Genomic DNA, 19747 nt, shown 5'->3' on the forward strand with positions numbered 1-19747 from the left:
TATCCTATTGTTTTTTTTTCAGAGCTTGATAATATACGCATCAACAAGACGCGGCGGGGTGGCAGAGTGGTCATGCAGCGGACTGCAACTCCGTGGACGCCGGTTCGATTCCGACCTCCGCCTCCAATCTTGTTAAAGCCCGAGTGGTGAAATCGGTAGACACAGGGGATTTAAAATCCCCCGCCCACAAAGCGTGCCAGTTCGAGTCTGGCCTCGGGCACCATTCTTCTACTACTGAAGATGGTGTAAATAAAGAACCCAGCGAAAGCTGGTTTTTTTTATGCCTGAAATTTGCTAAATCTAATTCTTAATAGAGTCTTATTAGTATTCACCAACCTGCTCTGCTTTCAAAATATTATCCAGCAGAGCGTAAATAACCTTCCAGATCCTGTTCCAGTTTTTCCTGAAAATGAATCGGTTCAATGATCTTTACATGTGGTAGCCAGTAACGTACCAGTGGCAGCAACTGCATTTCATGACGAATCTGACAACTAATCAACAATTCTCCAGACTCTGATTCCTGTTCGATCTGCTGTTCCGGAAATAAACGGCGCTCTTTAAAAAATACCGTGACTTCAGGTTGCACCTTCATCAAAACCTGCTGTTTTTGCTGGCCAAACCAGATGCTGTCTTCATCTGCCAGCATTTTCAGAACTTCAGGATCATGCTCAAAGCTTTCATTTTCAAAAACCAGTTTAACTTCCTGCAACTGACTTAAACGATAGGTTTTAAGCTCAGCTTCAGTGACACCGGCCAGATACCAGATGCCATGATGATGAATCAACCGGTATGGCTGGATGATTCGTGCTTGATCGGAATATTGCAGCTCAATCTGCTGCCGTTTATAGATCGCCCCTGCAAGCAACTTGAAATGCTCGGCAAACTGTTTGGCATCTTCAAAATAATAGCCTTTTGCCGAAAATACCTGATTTGCCCGCTCATCCAACAATTCACGAATAAAAGACATATCCAGTGCCGGATACAGCTCACTGATTCCGGACAACTGTGCAAAATTCTGGATATCCTGTAACTTGAAACGCCCTAAATATGAAGGCTCAAGATAATAGCGTTTGGTATTTTCATCCTGTATGAGCGGTAAATACGCATTCAGACGAACAAGATCACGCTCAATGGTACGGGTGCTGACCTGAAATTCTCGTGCCAGCTCCTGCACACTCAACTGATGCCCTATATTAAGTTTGGTTAAAATATTTGCCAAACGGTCTGCGAGGCGCTCATGCGTTGACGCATTGCCCTTCATAAATACCCTCTTCATGCCGCTTGTGCAGCACAATGAATCATCTGCTTAGAATTTTTAAATTATGGGGAAATTATACAGCCAAATAAAAAGGAGATTAGAGTTATTCACTTCAACTTAAGGCTAATAGGCAAGGTGTTTTTTAAGATTTTTTACGACGTTTGTAGTGTGGTTTCGGTGCTGAGTGGCTCAGCCGTTCCATATAGCGTTCCAGATGCAACATGGCTTGATACAGCTTGTGTAAGTCGGAACGAAGTAACTGATTACGGATAATCGCTTTATGCAAACGCTTCAATGCACGAAAGCCATGTTCATGCGTATAGGGGGTCGACACTATCTTCATAATATACTTCCTTTTAATACGTGACATTTCATCTAATACCAAACAATTTAGTCAGATTATATTTAAGCGCTAATTTACTCCTCGGTTTTGACAGGTTGTGTCGAACAATCGACACTTTTTACCGTGTTTTAAAATTTATATCCCTATTTCAAGCAATTAATTTAAATTAGTTATCGTTTTTTTATGCAAAATAAAAGCCAACAAAAGTTGGCTTTTAGTATTTCTATCACAAGAATAATTAGATGATTTCCACCACAATCTTACCAATATGTTCACCCGTATCCATCGTTGCATGCGCATCCTGAATTTGGTCAAATTTGAAGGTTTGATAGATCATCGGTAAACATTCACCTTTTGCCCAGAGTGGTGCCACATGCTCTTTCAGACCTTGGGCAATTTCAGCTTTCTCAGCCGTATTGCGTGCACGCATGGTGGAGCCGGTAATGGTCAAACGTTTCATCATGATTTGACCCAATTTTACATCCTTAGCCTTAGCACCACCCAGGAAGGCGATATACACCAGACGGCCATCACGACGCAGCAGATTCAGGTTTTTCTCCAGGTACGGTGCACCCACCATATCCAGAATCACATCTACACCAGCATTATCCGTAGCTTCATTGATGACCTGCTCAAAGTCTTGGGTCTTGTAATTGATTCCTGTGGTCAGATGTGAAATCGCCTGGATTTTTTCATCACTGCCTGCTGTCGCAAAGGTTTTGATGCCTAATGATTTGCACAGCATTAAGGCTGTGGTTCCAATCCCGCTAGTTCCGCCATGAATCAGTACAGTCTCTCCTGCCTTGGCCTTACCCATCTGGAACACATTTGCCCATACAGTGAAAAAGGTTTCTGGAATCGCCGCAGCCTGTACAAAGCTCACGCCTTCAGGAATGTTTAAAGCCTGGCTTTCAGGCACGACGCAATATTCTGCATAACCACCGCCATTGGTCAGACCACAGACTTTGTCACCTACTTTAAACTGGCTTACTTTACTCCCGACTGCAACCACTTCACCGGCAACTTCCAGACCCGGTACCGGAGTCACTCCCTTAGGCATTGGATACAAGCCTTGACGCTGCAAGATATCCGGACGGTTAATCCCGAAAGCATGTACCTTAACTAGCACTTCGTCTGCTTTAGGTTCAGGGATGGCAACGGTTTCATAAGCGAGTTTCTCTACACCACCCGGTTCTGTAATGATGACTTGTTGCATGCTATGTTGCTTCATGGATTCTTTCCCTAATATTCACGTTTCGTATTTTTCGAACTTATTTGAACATAGAAATGTTATGGATTGAAGCAGCATGGACTTATGTATAATCAGCTGCCTATTTAGTAAATTGATATAAGACCACTGATGACAATAATTACAAAAGCGAAAACAGAGGATATCGACGCTATTCTTGAAATCTGGTTCAAAGCTTCTTTAAAGGCACATGATTTTATTCCTGCTAGTTATTGGGAAAATCAGCTGCTTCCAATGCGATATTTATATTTACCCTTAGCAGAAAACTATGTCCTTAAAGAAAATCATACGGTGCTTGGCTTTGTTTCGTTATTAAAATCGGAAAATGTCTTAGCTGCGCTTTTCATTGATCCAGAGCAACAAGGTGCTGGCTATGGCCGCTGTTTAGTTAATTTCTTAAAACAGCAATGTAATCAGCTGCATTTAAATGTCTATGCTGCAAATACATCAGCAGTTCATTTTTACCAAAAGCAGGGTTTTAAAATGATCAATCAAGGAATCGATGAGAATACCGGTCGGGCTGAACTCACTATGAGCTGGTTTAAATCTTAATTCTGAAATGATGAGAGCAAATTCATGTCAGCAGTCATCACCTACAATGAAGATAATTACAGTGACTTCGAATGGTTTGAAGGCCTTACTGTGATCCGGTTCTATGCTGACTGGTGCAAGCCCTGTGTACAGAATTTTCCAGTTTTTGAGGCACTGGCAACACAATATGCTAGGCATGATCCAGAAATTAAGTTCGGTAAAATCAATGTCGATCAATCACCGATTCTGACCTTACGCTATAACGTCTATGGCTTACCCTCTACCCTGATCTTTAAAAATGGACAGATTATTCACCGTATTGCTGGTGTGAAAAGCCTAACTGAAATGAAATCTATTTTATTTCAATTTCTAAATGAATCATCCGATTCCGACTGATTCAAGCGGATCAATCTTTTATTTAGCAGATTGATCTGGCATCTGCACAAATTGTATCAGGAATTTACGTACCAGCGGCAAGACAAGTAGAATCAGTGGAAATGCCACCAGCCATGACAGTCCCCAAGCATGAAACCATAGCGAGATAAACGCATTGCTCCAGCCTTTATTCAGCAGCATGTTAAAACAGGAAATCGCGCCACTCATAATGCCGGAAAGAATCAAGGGCATTAACCAGTTCAGATGTTTTGGGTGAAATTTTGGGAGATTTTTTTTCATAAACGACCTTTAGAATACTTACTTTCCTTCACTTTGCGCTTTAACTGTCTGTTTCAGGGATTTCATAAACTGGGCAAATTGCGGCATGAATTCCTTGAAGAGTGGCAAATCTTTATTTTCCAGCATGACTTCACTAAACAGTTTTAAACCAACAGTAAATGCCTTGGTGCTTTCCGAATCCAGCAACTGACTGGCTTGAAGTTTTTCCAGTATTTTAAAGATGTCATCGTGATTACCCATCTGAAACTGTAGCTCCTCAGTATAGGTTGATGGATTACCCTGAGCATCAGCCAGATGTTTAATAGTCACTTCATATTGATGTTGTTTCATACCCTGCTCCTATAGTTGACGGATATTGTTTGCAGCCTGTTCAATCTGGGCAGCAATATCACTGAGCTGCTCTGGACGAAGTTCATTTTGCAGTTTGAATCGTAGTGAAGCTTTCAGGTTTTCCATTGAATTATGGATATCGATATAGCGCTCATCTTCTTGAATACGGCGACGGGTTTCAAAACGGCTAAGCACTTTTTCTAGGGTTTCCTGACTATCTTTAAGATGTTCACGGCCTTTGCCTGTAATGTGGTATTGCTTGCGTTCATCAGCACTCATAACCACTTGGGTATATTGCTGTTCTTCAAGATAGTTAATCGTCGGGCAGATCGTGCCTGTACTCGGTTTATAGTCCCCCCCAACCAAAGCAGCAACATCTTTGATAATGTCATAACTGTACTTAGGCGCTTGAGCAATAAAATGCAGCACGAGCAGTTTCATTTCACCTGCTTCAAAGAGGCGTTTACGAGGTTTTGCGGGACTTTCTCGTTCTTCTGTTAAGACAGAATGAGGTGTTTTAGACATAACAAAGATATATCTTAAATTTAATTAAGATATATCTTATCATAGATAATATTGAATTTATTTCAAGTGAAGCAATAAAAGTTAAATTTAAGAAGAAAAATAGGCACGAAATACTTGTGAAAAACATCCTTCTTTATAAAGCCATTTTCTCAGTTGAGATTACAACACTTAACTAGGAACCTTTTGTATAGTTACTGTCTTATCTAAATGTATAAAAATAGATGATTTATAATCTTAGTGCCTCAACTTAAATTTTAACTTTTATATTCACTCACCATCCGATCACTGACATCTTCCGGATAGCAAAGTGGCGCATAACCTCCAGCACGATTATAAGCACTCCGTTTACCGCAACGACTGCCATTACGTGCAGTATTATAAGGACATGGACAATTGCCCGGATAGCTCTCAATAGATTCCTTAATAATCTTCTGTTTAATTGCTTCTACACCTTGGCTGCTCTGCTTTGCTTCAGCCCCAAAAGCTACACATAGTCCAACTAGTAATAATAATTTTTTCATACACTCCCCCCATCTACGGAGCATTGTATAAAGCAGCGAATAAATTGAAAGATCACATTTTTATTATTCGAATGATTTTCAAACAATCAAAATTCAGACAATAAAAAACCCGCCTTACAGCGGGTTTTTCTTAAATCAGTCCAGCCTTATAGACGAACCAATTCCACAACTTTCTCAGCCAGTTCTTCAACTGCATCGGCTGTGTAAGTCACATCTGTACCTTCTGTAAGGTCAGTAATCACTACTACACCAGTTTCACGAACAAGCGCAACCTGTTCAGCAGTCAGACCCGCTTTCGCAATTGCAACTACACCTTGTTGAATCAACAGGCTTTCAAGTGCTTGAGCATTTTCTAGCGCTTTAGCAGTGACAGTGACTGCGGCAGGTTTTTGACCTAAACGTGCAGCACGTGCTTCAGCAGTGACAGGCTCGTTATGTGCAGTCCATTCCACTGCAGCTTCAACCATACCCGCACCAACCGTCACGTTGCTTAGACGGTCGATGAAGATGAATGAACCTGTGTAACGGCTGTCTTGATAACGGTCAAATACCACTGGCGCATCAAATTCGATAGTCACGTCAGCAATCGCATTCAGATCCAGTTGCTCAACTTGTAGTTTTTCCAATGTATTGACATTGGTACGGTAGTTAATTTGCGCAACTTTCGCAGGGATAGTTTGAGTACCAAACTTCACGTTATAAAGTTTGCCAACGACAAGCGGCTGATCGTTCATCCATACCACAGATGCACGAGCAGAACGTGAAATCAGTGGTTGTTCGCCAGCTTTTACCAACACGTTACCACGTGAAATATCAATCTCATCATTCAGTGTTAACGTAACAGCTTGACCAGCTACAGCATGATCCAGATTGCCATCAAAAGTGACGATTTCTTTTACTGTCGATTTCTTGCCAGATGGCAGCGCAACAATTTCATCACCAACTTTCACTTCACCCAGTGCGATCGTTCCGCAGAAACCACGGAAGTCGAGGTTAGGACGGTTTACATACTGAACTGGGAAACGGAATTCATCTTTGCTGGTATTACGCGTAATTTCTACAGTTTCCAACGTCTCCATTAAGGTTTGACCTTGGTACCACGGCGTATTTGGTGATTTGTTTACCACGTTATCACCGTTCAACGCAGAAATCGGTGTGAAAATAATATTTTCAGGTTTACGATCGCCCAACTGATCCACGAACTTGTTGTACTCAGCCAGAATTTCATTGAAGCGTGCTTCAGAGAATTCAACTAGGTCCATCTTGTTCACTGCAACCACGATATTACGAATACCTAACAGGCTCGCAATGAATGAGTGACGACGTGTTTGAGTCTGAACACCGTAACGCGCATCGATTAGGATGATGGCAAGATCCGCAGTCGACGCACCTGTCGCCATATTACGGGTATATTGCTCGTGTCCCGGGGTGTCGGCAATGATGAACTTACGTTTTTCAGTAGAGAAATAACGGTAAGCCACATCGATTGTAATACCCTGCTCACGTTCAGCTTGCAGACCATCTACAAGAAGTGCAAGGTCAGGTGCATCGCCAGTCGTACCGACTTTTTTAGAGTCACGGGTAACCGCTTGCAGCTGATCTTCATAAATCAGTTTTGAATCATAAAGCAGACGACCGATCAGGGTTGATTTACCATCATCCACGTTACCGCAGGTCAGGAAACGCAATAAGTCTTTATTTTCGTGCTGTTTCAAATAAGCCAAAATGTCTTGGCTAATAAGTTCTGATTGGTGAGACATCGCTCATAGCTCCACAAATACGTTGAAATCGTTTCTAATCTTCAAATCCACCTAAATCCTCCTTTACTAAAGGAGGACTTTCCTCCGTTTCCTTTCAGGAGTTCCCCCTCTTTATCAAAGAGGGGGTTAGGGGGAGATTTCTCAAGATTCTTAGAAGTAACCTTCCTGCTTTTTCTTTTCCATCGAACCTGCTTCATCATGGTCGATCATACGGCCTTGACGTTCAGATGTGGTCGCTAAAAGCATTTCCTGGATAATTTCCGGTAAAGTTGTTGCAGTTGATTCAACTGCACCAGTCAGAGGGTAACAACCTAAAGTACGGAAACGAACCGATTTCATTTGTGGCACTTCGCCTGGATTCAGGCGCATACGCTCATCATCAACCATAATCAGCGTACCATTACGCTCAACGACTGGACGTTCAGCAGCTAAGTACAATGGAACAAGTTTGATATTTTCAAGATAGATATATTGCCAGATGTCCAGCTCAGTCCAGTTAGACAATGGGAATACGCGAATACTTTCGCCTTTGTTCACTTTACCATTGTAAAGGTTCCAAAGTTCTGGGCGCTGGTTTTTCGGATCCCAACGGTGTTTAGAGTCACGGAATGAATAAACACGTTCTTTGGCACGTGATTTTTCTTCGTCACGACGTGCACCACCGAAAGCAGCATCAAACTGATATTTATCCAAAGCCTGTTTCAAGCCTTGGGTTTTCATAATGTCAGTATATTTAGAGCTACCATAGTCAAATGGGTTTACGCCCGCATCACGACCTTCTTTGTTCTGATGCACGATCAGATCAAAGCCATGTTCTTTGGCCATGTTGTCACGGAACTTGATCATGTCTTTGAATTTCCAGCCGGTATCTACATGAAGTAGCGGGAATGGAAGTTTTGCAGGATAAAACGCTTTCAGTGCTAAATGCAGCATGACTGCTGAATCTTTACCGATTGAATAAAGCATAACCGGATTTTCAAACTCGGCAGCAACTTCGCGAATGATGTGAATACTCTCAGCTTCAAGCTGTTTAAGATGAGTAAGTCTTTCCTCATTTAATGACATGGACAACCTGCGTATTACACGTGTACTTATTACACTTTATAAAATTTATATTCATTATAGTGATTAACTTCTCATAACGATTGCTTGTTTTGTGATATTCATATATTAAAACGTCATATAAAAATTCACTAATATCAACTATCAGTTTTTATGAATCTGATAGCTTAGCTAAATAAAGACAATTGATTGTTTAGTCAAAGCACTCTGGAAGATTACTTTTAGCAATGAAATGATATATTAATCATCTAAACGGAAAGTTCACATCGTGGTGAAAAAAAATTAGAGTAGGATTAGTTCTTCCAATTTATAAACTATGTATGCCTTATAACGAATTTGATTTAGATACTTTAAAATCCCGTCTGGAACAGGTAAAACTTGCCGTTTTTATTTACCAGCACCAGCAACATATTTTGGTTCTTCAGGAACCCTATACTGAAGATGGCAGTCCATTAAATATTTATATCCAGCATGAACTGACAACGGATCAGATTGGCGTGCAGTTTGGCCTGCGTAAGCTGAATGGTCAATGGGAATACCTGCTCGGTATGACTTATAGCAACCAGCAGGCAGGTTACGAAATAGGTGCCGGCAATCTGAGAGGCGATCAAAAGGCTTTTAACCTGCTTTATGCTTTCTATAACTATCCTAAAGCATTCTTCTTGGTGACCTTACCTTTGTCTGCAAATACTCAGGTATTGGAACAGGCTCTCGACGAACAACTATTTAATCAGCCTGAACTTAAATTTCTGGAGACTGCAGTAAAAACCAATCCAATGGGCGAACAGGTGCAATGGATGAAGAGCTATATCCTGCAACAAGCCCTAGAAATGAAAGTCCGTATCCAGACCGCCATCCTTTAGTTTTTTTATACATCTATATAGGAATAGAAAAGCAGACATACATCAATTGCTTTTCTATTCTTTAGATAAATCCTCAGATTCGCTCACCTATATAAATAGTCGACATTTATTTGTAGCTAAGAAAAATACATCATATGTTGTTAAATATTAGTTTTATCAAGTTATCCCGATAGGGATTTTTGTTGTTTTTTACTTACAATTTTATTAATAACTGTTATCTTTAACAGGGTCATAAAATTTCTATAAAACCATAATTAGAGACAGAAATTCATGTGGGAACTGTTCACTCATCCTTCCAACATTGTATTTAGTATCAGTTTAAGTCTGATGCTGATGTTTGCTGCCTTGGAATGTGTCTTGCTGATGCTGGGAGGCGGCTCCCAAAATATGTTCGAACAATTTCTGCCTGAAGAACCGCTTCACCCGGAAGTAGGTGTTGATCAGCATACTGGCCTGCTCAATAAAGTATTCGACTGGCTTTATCTGGGTCGCCTGCCTCTCTTTATCTGGCTCATTATTTTCCTGACCAGTTATGGTCTGAGCGGATTATTAATCCAAGGCCTGTTCGAACGATTTACCAGCCAGCTTTTAAATGCATGGATTATTTCCCCTGCCTGTTTATTTTTATGCATGCCGATTGTACGTGGGCTGTCCGTGCTTGCTGCCAAAATTCTGCCTCAGGATGAAACCATCGCGATCTATAGCGATGAACTGATCGGACGAACCGCTACCATTATTCTGGGAGATGCCAAAGCTAACTCCCCTGCTCAGGCCAAAGTTCAGGATCAGCATGGTAAGACCCATTATGTGCTGGTCGAACCTGAACGCAATGAAATATTTAATCAAGGTCAGACAGTGGTTCTGACTCAAAAAACTAAAAATGGCTTTCAGGCTATTGAACTTTAATTAAACCAATTTCCTATAAAAATCAAGCTTGCCCAAAGAGACTTTATAACAATGCTAAATTTTGATTTATATAATGTTTTGACTATTGCGGGGATTATATTCGTTGGCCTAGTCACCTTCGGATTAATCATTGCACGTTTATACCGTCGTTCCAGTAAAGAGATTTCCTTTGTACGTACCGGTTGGGGTGGTGAAAAAGTAATTTTAGGCGGCGGAGCTTTGGTGCTACCAGTGCTACATGAAATCATTCCAGTGAATATGAATACCCTACGTCTGGAAGTCCGCCGTGCCGATGATCAGGCCTTGATTACCCGTGATCGCATGCGTGTCGATGTAATGGCTGAATTTTACGTACGCGTTAAGCCAACTGCCGATTCGATTGCAACTGCAGCACAAACTCTTGGTCAAAAAACCATGTCGCCAAATGAATTGAAAAATCTTGTGGAAGGCAAATTTGTCGACTCTTTACGTGCGGTAGCTGCTGAAATGGCCATGGAAGAACTACATGAAAAACGGGTCGACTTCGTACAAAAAGTACAGCAAGTGGTATCTGAAGATCTGCACAAAAATGGTCTGGAGCTTGAAACTGTTTCTTTAACTGGCTTAGATCAAACTGGCTTTAAATACTTTAATCCGCAAAATGCTTTCGATGCTGAAGGTTTGACCAAACTCACTGAAACGATTGAAGATCGTCGCCGTAAGCGTAATCATATTGAACAGGATACAGATCTGGCCATTAAAGCCAAAAATCTGGAAGCCGAGCAAGCACGTCTACAAATTATCCGTGAAGAAGAATATGCCAAACTGCAACAGGAACGTGAAATTTCCATTCGCCGCGCAGAACAGTTAGCCGAAATTGCAGCTCAGGAAGCTGCAAAAAAACGTGAAGCAGAAGAAGCCCGTATTGCTGCTGAACGTGAAGTAGAACTGAAACGTATTTTGGCGGCTCGTGATGTCGAAAATGAAAACATTCAGAAAGCTCAGCTTATTCAAAAAGCCCAAGTTGAACAGAAGAAAACTATCGAACTAGCTGAGCAGGATCGTGCGATTGCAATTGCAGAAAAATCCCGTGCTGAATCTGAAGCCAAAGCTTTAGCTGATCAGGCACGTGCTCAAGCGGTTAAAGCGGAAGAAGAAGTCGTCACTGTCCGTCAGATCCAGCAAGCTGAACGTCAAAAAGCGGTTGAACTGGTGGCAGCCAAAGAACAGGCTGAGAAAGATGCAATTGCTATTACCGTTGCAGCTGAAGCTGGAAAGCAGGCAGCAGCCGACGATGCAGAAGCGGTTCGTATTGCCGCTGAAGCCGAAGCTGAAAAAGTTCGCCTGAAAGCCAAAGGTGAAGCGGATGCCAAAGTCTTACTTGCTCAAGCGATGGAGAAACAGTATCAGGTCGATGCTGAAGGTACCCGTGCAGTGAATGAAGCAAATAATGTACTGTCATCTGAACAGGTGGAAATGCAAATCCGCCTAGCCATGCTGAAATACCTGCCTGAAATCATTCGTGAAAGTGTTAAGCCTATGGAAAACATTGATGACATCAAGATTTTGCAAGTCAATGGTTTACATGGCACACATGCGGGTTCTTGTCAGGCAGATGCCCATCATGAAGGCAGCAATGTTGCCCTCTCCGATCAGGTGGTGAATAGTGCTTTGCGTTATCGTAGCCAGGCACCTTTGATTGATAGTCTGATGAATGAATTAGGCATTCAGGGCGGTGACATCAATGGGCTGACCCAAAGCCTGAAAGCTAAAGCTGGTGTAGATAGCTAAATACTCAATTTTCGAATTATCATTTAGTTAGACTTTAATTTTCTTTTACAGCAATTATAAAAAAGCCCTCAAGAGTGAGGGCTTTTTATCAGCTTAATAAATTAAGCTAAACCTTTTTCTTTCAAGACCTGAAGCATGGTTGAACCCAGCTCAGCAGGACTACGTGTATACGCCATTCCCGCGCGTTCAAAGGCTGCAAACTTCTCTTCAGCAGTTCCTTTACCGCCGGAAATGATGGCACCTGCGTGACCCATACGCTTACCTTTCGGCGCTGTGACACCGGCGATATAACCTACCACTGGCTTGGTCACATGTGACTGAATATACTCAGCTGCTTCTTCCTCAGCAGTACCGCCAATTTCACCAATCATGATAATGGCTTCAGTTTGTGGATCTTCCTGGAACAGTTTCAAGCAATCAATCTGGTTCATGCCTGGAATCGGATCACCACCGATCCCGATACATGTAGACTGTCCAAGACCTAATTTAGTGGTTTGTGCAACCGCTTCATAAGTTAAAGTACCTGAACGTGAGATAATGCCGATCTTACCTGGCTGGTGAATATGACCCGGCATAATCCCGATCTTACACTCGCCTGGCGTAATGATACCCGGACAGTTTGGACCAATCAGACGCGTGCCATTACCATTGGTTTCCAAATAACGTTTGGCTTTCAGCATATCCAGTGTTGGTACACCTTCAGTAATCACAACGATCAGCTCAATACCTGAGTCAACAGCTTCTACAATAGAATCAAGTACAAAAGGTGCAGGCACATAAATCACAGAAGCATCAGCTTGAGTTTCTTGCACCGCTTCACGCATAGTATTAAATACTGGCAGATCCAGATGTGATTGACCACCTTTACCCGGTGTTACTCCACCAACAACTTTAGTGCCGTAGGCAATAGCCTGTTCAGAGTGGAATGTACCGTTCTTGCCTGTAAAGCCTTGGACTAAAACTTTGGTGTCTTTATTAATTAATACGCTCATTGTGATACTCCTTAAGCTTTTACTGCAGCAACAATTTTTTCTGCAGCATCGGCCAGGCCATTTGCAGAAATCAATTTCAAACCAGATTCATCCAGTAACTTGGCACCAAGCTTTGCATTGTTCCCTTCAAGACGAACAACGACAGGCACAGTGACATTTACCTCCTGAACCGCTGCAATAATTGCTTCAGCAATCATGTCACAACGTACAATTCCACCAAAAATATTAATCAAGACACCTTGTACAGAAGAATCTGCCAAGATAATTTTAAATGCTTCAATTACACGCTCTTTGGTTGCACCACCACCCACATCCAGGAAGTTAGCTGGCTGACCACCATAAAGCTTGATAATGTCCATGGTTGCCATCGCAAGACCGGCACCATTGACCATACAACCGATATTGCCTTCTAACGCTACATAGTTCAAATCAAATTCAGACGCTTTCAGCTCACGCTCATTTTCTTGTGATTTATCACGTAAAACTGCGACTTCAGGCAGGCGATACAGTGCATTCGAATCAATGCCGACTTTGGCATCGACACAAAGAATATCACCATTTTCACGTACAGAGAGCGGGTTAATTTCAAATAAAGCAAAATCATTTTCGACAAAAGCTTGGTAAGCAGCTGTCATGACTTTGACAAATTGGTTGATCTGGTTATCTTTTAACTTAAGTGCAAACGCCACTTCACGCGCCTGAAATGGCAATAACCCTACTAAAGGATCAACTTCCACTTTAATGATTTTTTCAGGATTTTCTTCTGCAACTTTTTCAATTTCGACACCACCTTCAGTAGATGCCATAAAAGTAATACGACGGCTAGAACGGTCAACCACCGCACCTAAATAAAGTTCACGTTCAACCGGATAAACATCTTCAGACACCAAAATACTATTGACTGGCTGACCATTTGCATCGGTTTGATAGGTCACTAAACGTGAACCAATAATCTGATTGGCATATTCAGCTGCTTCTTCAGCCGACTTTACCACTTTTACCCCACCCGCTTTGCCACGACCACCTGCGTGAACCTGCGCTTTTAATACTGCAAACTTCCCACCAAGCTGCTCAAAAGCATGTACTGTTTCTTCAGCATTGGTAGCAAGAATACCTTCTTGTACAGGCATCCCATATTTTTTTAATAACGCTTTTGCTTGATACTCATGTAAATTCATTGATTAACCTTTTACTACTTATTTGACTTTGTTATTACACGTATTCCCAATATTTCTTGGTTCACATCAATCAATATTGGTATTTTTGGATCTTAAATTTTACTTATCTTTATTTTTAGATGATTATTCATTCAAAAACAACCATCAAATGTAAAAAGAGCAGCCGGAGCCGCTCTTTGAAGAATTACTTACGCTTACGTTGGATCGCGTGAATCGCACGACCATCGACTGCAAGAGCAGCTTCATGTACGACTTCAGAGAATGTTGGGTGACCAAACGTCATCAACTGTAGATCTTCAACTGAAGATACAAACTCAAGTGCAATCATACCTTGGTGAACGATATCAGACGCAGCAGGTCCAATCACGTGCATACCTAGTAGACGGTCAGTTTTTGCATCAGCAACAAACTTCACGAAACCTGCACCTTCACCAGCCGCCAAAGCACGACCATTTACAGCAAAACCGAATTGACCAGTTTTCACTTCATGACCTTTTTCTTTGGCTTGCTCTTCTGTTAAACCTACCCAAGCCGCTTCCGGATGAGTGTAGATGACAGAAATGATAGTGTCATAGTTCACTTGAGCAGCATGACCGTGGATACGTTCAACAGCCATTACGCCTTCTTCCATTGCTTTATGTGCAAGCATTGGACCACGTACTAAGTCACCGATTGCGTATACGCCTTCAACAGAAGTTGCACACCAGTCGTTTACTTCAACCAGACCACGCTCAGTCAGTTTGATACCTGAATCTTCAGCCAATAGGCCTTCAGCATAAGCACGACGACCCACACAAACGATCAGCTTATCGAAAGTCTGTTCTTTGTCTTCGCCGCCTTGGCTGTATTTAACAGTCACTTCACGACCATTAACTTCAGTACCAGAAACTTTCGCACCGATACGGATATCAAGACCTTGTTTGGTCAGTAATTTTTGGTAGTCTTTTGCTAATGCTTTGTCAGCCATTGGCAAGAATGCGTCCATTGCTTCAAATACAACAACTTCCGCACCGAGACGACGCCATACTGAACCAAGTTCAAGACCGATTACACCAGCACCGATCACACCAAGACGTTTAGGCACTTCTGGGAATTCAAGCGCACCAGTTGAGTCCACGATCAGGTCTTGATCTACAGGAGCGACAGGAATATTTACTGGTACAGAACCAGATGCAAGAATGACATATTTAGGCTCTAAAACCTGAGTTTCGCCTTCATGCGGTACGAACTCAACTTTTTTACCAGCAAGTAATTTACCAGTACCCTGTAACCATTCGATGCCATTACCTTTAAGTAACTGTGCAACGCCACCAGTCAATTGCTCAACGACTTTGTCTTTACGCGCCAGCATTTTAGACAAATCGAAAGCAACTTCACCCGTTGTAATACCGTGGTCATCTAAATGCTTAACAGTATCTTCATAACGGTGAGAAGAATCTAGAAGTGCTTTAGAAGGAATACAACCGACGTTTAAGCAAGTACCGCCTAAAGAAGGTTTACCTTTATGAATACGTTTTTCAATACATGCAACTTTAAAACCAAGCTGTGCAGCACGAATTGCAGCTTCGTAGCCACCTGGGCCACCACCAATTACAACTAAATCGAATTGTTGAGACATTATTCTCTCCAAAAATGGGCCTAGAGGATCACCCTAAACCCATGGATTTATTCTTTAGAATTAAAGATCAAGGATCAGACGAGCTGGTTCTTCTAACAATTCTTTGATTGTTACAAGGAAACCTACAGCTTCTTTACCATCAATGAGACGGTGGTCATAAGAAAGCGCTAGGTACATCATTGGCAAGATTTCAACCTGACCATTCACTGCCATAGGACGTTCCTGAATTTTATGCATACCCAAGATCGCAGTTTGTGGAGTGTTCAAGATTGGAGTTGAAAGTAATGAACCGAAAGTACCACCGTTGGTAATAGTGAAAGTACCACCAGTCATGTCTTCGATTGCAAGTTTACCTTCACGCGCTTTACCAGCGTATGCACGGATGCCGTTTTCAACTTCAGCATAGTTCATGCGGTCTGTATCACGAAGAACAGGAACCACTAGACCACGGTCAGAAGAAACCGCTACACCAATGTCATAGTAACCATGGTAAACAATGTCGTCGCCATCGATCGATGCATTCACTGCTGGATAGCGTTTCAATGCTTCAGTCGCAGCTTTAACGAAGAATGACATGAAGCCTAGACGCGCACCATGACGTTTTTCAAACACTTCTTTGTACTGGTTACGCATTTCCATGATTGGTTTCATGTTAACTTCGTTGAACGTAGTCAACATTGCAGTTTCTTGAGTTGCAGCAAGCAGACGTTCAGCAACACGTTTACGCAGACGAGTCATTGGAACGCGTTTTTCGATACGTTCACCAACCGCAACGCTTAACGGTGCAGCAGCAGGCGCTGCAGGTTTAGACTGATGGTTCGCAACATCTTCTTTAGTGATGCGACCGCCACGACCTGTACCAGATACGTCAGCAGCATTGATACCAGATTCGGTTAATGCTTTACGTACTGCTGGAGCTTGGTCTTGAACCTGTTGACGCTCAACGATCGGTGCATTACCCGCTTCAGTTTTTGCAGCAGCTTGCTCTACTGATGCTTCAGTTTCAGATTGAACTGCTTGAGTTTGAGTTGCGCCAGATACAGCACCTTCTTCAAACTGTGCAATCACTTCAGCAGAAAGCACTGTATCGCCTTCATTTTTAACGATTGATGCAATTGTACCGTCTGCAGGAGCAACAACTTCTAAAACAACTTTATCAGTTTCAATATCACAGATCACTTCATCACGTGATACTGCTTCACCTGGTTGTTTGTGCCAAGTTGCGATCGTACCGTCCGCAACTGACTCTGGAAATACCGGTGCTTTAATTTCGGTTGCCATTATTTAGAATCTCCTGGATTATTCAGCATCGATCGCTAGAGCGTCGTTAACGAGCTGAGCTTGTTGTTTTGCATGCAAGTATGGTGAACCACACGCCGGTGCAGCTGAAGCTTCACGGCCTGCGTAACTAATACGGATTTGTTTGCCCGCTTTCATCACATCGTCATATAAACGAGGCGCGATGAACAACCAAGCACCTTGGTTTTTCGGTTCTTCTTGTGCCCAAACCAGTTCTTTCACGTTTGGATACTGAGCAAGAACTTCTGCAAGACGTGCTTCTGGGTACGGATACAATTGTTCAATACGTACAATTGCAGTGTTGTTCAATTCTTTTTCACGACGTTTTTCAACCAGATCGTAGTAAACCTTACCACCACACAATACCAGACGGGTTACGTCTGCTTTGTTGATGTTATCTACTTCGTCGATCACAGTCTGGAATGTACCGTTAGCCAGTTCTTCCAGATTAGACACCGCTAATTTATGACGAAGCAATGATTTAGGTGACATGATGATCATTGGCTTACGGATCGGGCGGATTGCCTGACGACGTAATGCGTGGAAGATCTGTGCAGGTGTAGTTGGAGTCATCACTTGCATGTTGTCTTCAGCACATAGTTGCAAGAAACGTTCCAGACGTGCAGATGAGTGCTCAGGACCTTGGCCTTCGAAACCGTGTGGCAGAAGCATAGTCAGACCACATACACGTTCCCATTTGGTTTCACCAGATGAGATGAACTGGTCGATTACCACCTGTGCACAGTTTGCAAAGTCACCGAACTGAGCTTCCCAGATGATCAGGCTCTTAGGAAGAGTCGTCGCATAACCATATTCAAATGCCAGTACTGCCATTTCAGACAATAAAGAGTCATAGATCGCAACGCGCGGTTGGTTCTCTTTGATGTGGCAAAGTGGAATATAAGTTGAGCCATCTACCTGGTTATGCAGTTTTGCATGACGGTGTGAGAATGTACCACGACCCACGTCTTCACCAGTTAAACGGACCAGATAACCATCATCTAGCAGTGATGCATAGGCTAGAGTTTCAGCAGCACCCCAGTTCAGCGGCATTTCACCAGTTTGCATTTTCAGACGGTCGTCAATCACTTTAGATACCTGACGCTGCATCATGAAGCCTTCTGGAAGCTCACGCATTTTGCGACCAAGCTCTTTAAGACGTTCTAGATCACATGTAGTATCCCACTCGTCTGTGTATTCATGGCCCAGGTACGGTGTCCAGTCTACGAACATTTTCTTGTTCGGCTCTAGAACCAGTGCATTGGCAACATGTTTACCTGCTTCAAGATCAGAACGGTATTGTTCAACCATTTGATCTGCAGTTGCGCGATCAAGTACACCTTCTTGAACCAGTTTGTCAGCATAAAGCGTACGAGTGGTCGCTTTTTTGTTGATCACCTGGTACATCATTGGCTGAGTTGCAGCTGGTTCGTCCGCTTCGTTATGACCACGACGACGGTAACAGAACATATCGATCACGACATCCTTACGGAAAGTATGACGGAAGTCATGTGCAAGCTGAGCAACAAATAATACAGCTTCCGGATCATCACCATTTACATGGAAGATCGGTGCCTGGATCATTTTCGCGATATCAGTACAGTATTCTGTAGAACGCGCATCACGTGGATCAGATGTGGTGAAACCAACTTGGTTGTTCACTACGATATGAACTGTACCACCTACTGTGTAACCACGAGTCTGTGACATCTGGAAAGTTTCTTGGTTTACGCCTTGACCTGCAAATGCAGCATCACCGTGAACAATCACTGGTAACACGTCATCGCCGCCAATGTCTTTACGACGGACTTGACGTGCACGTACAGAACCTTCAACTACAGGTCCAACGATTTCAAGGTGAGATGGGTTAAATGCCAATGCCAAGTGAACTTCACCACCTGGAGTCATCACGTTAGAAGAGAAACCTTGGTGATACTTAACGTCACCAGAACCTTTCTTGTGTAGTGATTTGCCTTCGAACTCACCAAACAGGTCAGCCGGGTTTTTACCCATGATGTTAACCAGAAGGTTCAGACGACCACGATGTGGCATACCAATTACGACTTCTTTACAGCCTACAGAACCGGCACGCTGGATCAATTCATTCACCATAGGAATGAAAGACTCACCACCTTCAACACCAAAACGTTTTGCACCCACGAATTTATTACCGAGGTATTTTTCCAGACCTTCAGCCGCAGTTAAACGTTCAAGAACATGTTTTTTCTGATCAGCACTCAGGCCATATTGACCACGTGCGCTTTCAAGACGTTGCTGGATCCAGCGTTTTTCTTTGGTATCCACGATATGCATGTATTCAGCACCGATAGAGCTACAGTAAGTCGCTTCCATCGCTTGGACCATTTCGCCCAAAGTCGCTGCTTCCTTACCAATCGCAAGGTTACCGGTATTGAATATAGTGTCCAGATCAGACTGAGTTAAACCGTGCGCAGAAAGATCAAGATCTGGCACAACTTCTCGTTTAGCCAGACCTAATGGATCCAGTTTTGCTTTTTGGTGGCCACGGTTACGGTACGCAGCAATCAGCTGTAAAACGCCAATTTGACGACGTTCATGCTCTGAACTTACTGTCGATTGGATAACAGGCTGAATACGGCTTGAATTGCGACCTAAAAGTAGGAATTGCTCACGTACATTGCTGTGTGGTTGATCACCTTTTGGGAATTTATCGAAGTACGCTCTCCAGTCAGCACCCACTGAGTCTGGAGCAGTGAGGTACTGCTCATAAAGTTCTTCAATATACGCTGCACTATCAGCGGAAAGTTCAGTGTCAAGACGCAGAGCGTCAGCAACTTCTTGCATTTGTGGACCCATTTCCTATTGCAAAAACATTTTCAGGATGCTTT

Annotated in this window: 19 protein-coding genes and 2 tRNA genes; 7 read left to right on the top strand and 14 right to left on the bottom strand. The window is 42.7% G+C overall.

Going from position 1 to position 19747, the window contains the following annotated elements:
- The first annotated feature begins 52 nt into the window (after positions 1-52).
- Both RJ01_RS06930 and RJ01_RS06935 read left to right on the top strand, forming a co-directional pair.
- Positions 53-126 (top strand) — tRNA-Cys (locus RJ01_RS06930).
- An 11-nt stretch (positions 127-137) separates the two neighbouring features.
- Positions 138-223, top strand: a tRNA-Leu gene (locus tag RJ01_RS06935).
- Positions 224-355: 132 nt separating this feature from the next.
- Here the strand turns inward: RJ01_RS06935 and RJ01_RS06940 are convergent.
- The 3 genes from RJ01_RS06940 to RJ01_RS06950 form a co-directional block, all read right to left on the bottom strand.
- Complete coding sequence (locus RJ01_RS06940; protein ID WP_034170505.1) at positions 356-1261, bottom strand: YafY family protein; 906 nt, start codon at positions 1259-1261, stop codon at positions 356-358.
- A 139-nt stretch (positions 1262-1400) separates the two neighbouring features.
- Positions 1401-1601 (bottom strand): hypothetical protein, encoded by a 201-nt coding sequence (locus tag RJ01_RS06945; RefSeq protein ID WP_004782944.1) that lies wholly within the window; start codon positions 1599-1601, stop codon positions 1401-1403.
- A 238-nt stretch (positions 1602-1839) separates the two neighbouring features.
- Positions 1840-2832 (bottom strand): NAD(P)H-quinone oxidoreductase, encoded by a 993-nt coding sequence (locus RJ01_RS06950; RefSeq protein WP_034170506.1) that lies wholly within the window; start codon positions 2830-2832, stop codon positions 1840-1842.
- 129 nt (positions 2833-2961) lie between these two features.
- On the opposite strand from RJ01_RS06950, the gene RJ01_RS06955 reads away from it, so the two are divergent.
- Positions 2962-3402 (top strand): N-acetyltransferase, encoded by a 441-nt coding sequence (locus tag RJ01_RS06955; protein WP_034170507.1) that lies wholly within the window; start codon positions 2962-2964, stop codon positions 3400-3402.
- A 24-nt stretch (positions 3403-3426) separates the two neighbouring features.
- Positions 3427-3777, top strand: coding sequence for a co-chaperone YbbN (locus RJ01_RS06960; protein ID WP_034170508.1), 351 nt, complete (start codon positions 3427-3429; stop codon positions 3775-3777).
- Positions 3778-3795: 18 nt separating this feature from the next.
- On the opposite strand, the gene RJ01_RS06965 is transcribed toward RJ01_RS06960, so the two are convergent.
- From RJ01_RS06965 to cysD, 6 genes are all read right to left on the bottom strand, one after another.
- The gene (locus tag RJ01_RS06965) at positions 3796-4056 is read right to left on the bottom strand and encodes a DUF2798 domain-containing protein (RefSeq protein WP_034170509.1); all 261 of its coding nucleotides are present in this window, start codon (positions 4054-4056) and stop codon (positions 3796-3798) included.
- An 18-nt stretch (positions 4057-4074) separates the two neighbouring features.
- Positions 4075-4386, bottom strand: coding sequence for a DUF3861 domain-containing protein (locus RJ01_RS06970; protein ID WP_034170510.1), 312 nt, complete (start codon positions 4384-4386; stop codon positions 4075-4077).
- A 9-nt stretch (positions 4387-4395) separates the two neighbouring features.
- Positions 4396-4911, bottom strand: a complete 516-nt coding sequence (locus tag RJ01_RS06975) for a PadR family transcriptional regulator (protein WP_034170511.1) — start codon at positions 4909-4911, stop codon at positions 4396-4398.
- Between the two features lie 254 nt (positions 4912-5165).
- Positions 5166-5432 (bottom strand): hypothetical protein, encoded by a 267-nt coding sequence (locus RJ01_RS06980; RefSeq protein ID WP_034170512.1) that lies wholly within the window; start codon positions 5430-5432, stop codon positions 5166-5168.
- Between the two features lie 146 nt (positions 5433-5578).
- The gene (cysN, locus tag RJ01_RS06985; protein WP_034170513.1) at positions 5579-7192 is read right to left on the bottom strand and encodes a sulfate adenylyltransferase subunit CysN; all 1614 of its coding nucleotides are present in this window, start codon (positions 7190-7192) and stop codon (positions 5579-5581) included.
- Positions 7193-7342: 150 nt separating this feature from the next.
- Positions 7343-8257, bottom strand: a complete 915-nt coding sequence (gene cysD / locus RJ01_RS06990; RefSeq protein WP_034170514.1) for a sulfate adenylyltransferase subunit CysD — start codon at positions 8255-8257, stop codon at positions 7343-7345.
- Positions 8258-8574: 317 nt separating this feature from the next.
- On the opposite strand from cysD, the gene RJ01_RS06995 reads away from it, so the two are divergent.
- From RJ01_RS06995 to RJ01_RS07005, 3 genes are all read left to right on the top strand, one after another.
- Complete coding sequence (locus RJ01_RS06995) at positions 8575-9117, top strand: hypothetical protein (protein ID WP_034170515.1); 543 nt, start codon at positions 8575-8577, stop codon at positions 9115-9117.
- A gap of 270 nt (positions 9118-9387) precedes the next feature.
- Positions 9388-10023 (top strand): YqiJ family protein, encoded by a 636-nt coding sequence (locus RJ01_RS07000; RefSeq protein ID WP_005234626.1) that lies wholly within the window; start codon positions 9388-9390, stop codon positions 10021-10023.
- A 51-nt stretch (positions 10024-10074) separates the two neighbouring features.
- A complete protein-coding gene (locus tag RJ01_RS07005; protein WP_034170516.1) occupies positions 10075-11793 on the top strand; it encodes a flotillin family protein in 1719 nt (572 codons plus the stop codon).
- A 101-nt stretch (positions 11794-11894) separates the two neighbouring features.
- Here the strand turns inward: RJ01_RS07005 and sucD are convergent, their stop codons facing one another.
- From sucD to RJ01_RS07030, 5 genes are all read right to left on the bottom strand, one after another.
- The gene (gene sucD, locus RJ01_RS07010) at positions 11895-12785 is read right to left on the bottom strand and encodes a succinate--CoA ligase subunit alpha (protein WP_005234623.1); all 891 of its coding nucleotides are present in this window, start codon (positions 12783-12785) and stop codon (positions 11895-11897) included.
- 11 nt (positions 12786-12796) lie between these two features.
- Positions 12797-13963, bottom strand: a complete 1167-nt coding sequence (gene sucC / locus RJ01_RS07015; protein ID WP_034170517.1) for an ADP-forming succinate--CoA ligase subunit beta — start codon at positions 13961-13963, stop codon at positions 12797-12799.
- A gap of 184 nt (positions 13964-14147) precedes the next feature.
- Positions 14148-15581, bottom strand: a complete 1434-nt coding sequence (gene lpdA / locus RJ01_RS07020) for a dihydrolipoyl dehydrogenase (RefSeq protein WP_004782973.1) — start codon at positions 15579-15581, stop codon at positions 14148-14150.
- Positions 15582-15641: 60 nt separating this feature from the next.
- Positions 15642-16862 carry a 2-oxoglutarate dehydrogenase complex dihydrolipoyllysine-residue succinyltransferase gene (gene odhB, locus RJ01_RS07025; RefSeq protein WP_034170518.1) on the bottom strand — a complete coding sequence of 407 codons (1221 nt, stop codon included), beginning with the start codon at positions 16860-16862 and terminating at the stop codon, positions 15642-15644.
- Between the two features lie 18 nt (positions 16863-16880).
- Positions 16881-19703, bottom strand: coding sequence for a 2-oxoglutarate dehydrogenase E1 component (locus RJ01_RS07030; protein ID WP_034170529.1), 2823 nt, complete (start codon positions 19701-19703; stop codon positions 16881-16883).
- Positions 19704-19747 lie beyond the last annotated feature (44 nt).

It is taken from the genome of Acinetobacter sp. YZS-X1-1, from assembly GCF_000804305.1.
Taxonomy (GTDB): domain Bacteria; phylum Pseudomonadota; class Gammaproteobacteria; order Pseudomonadales; family Moraxellaceae; genus Acinetobacter; species Acinetobacter variabilis.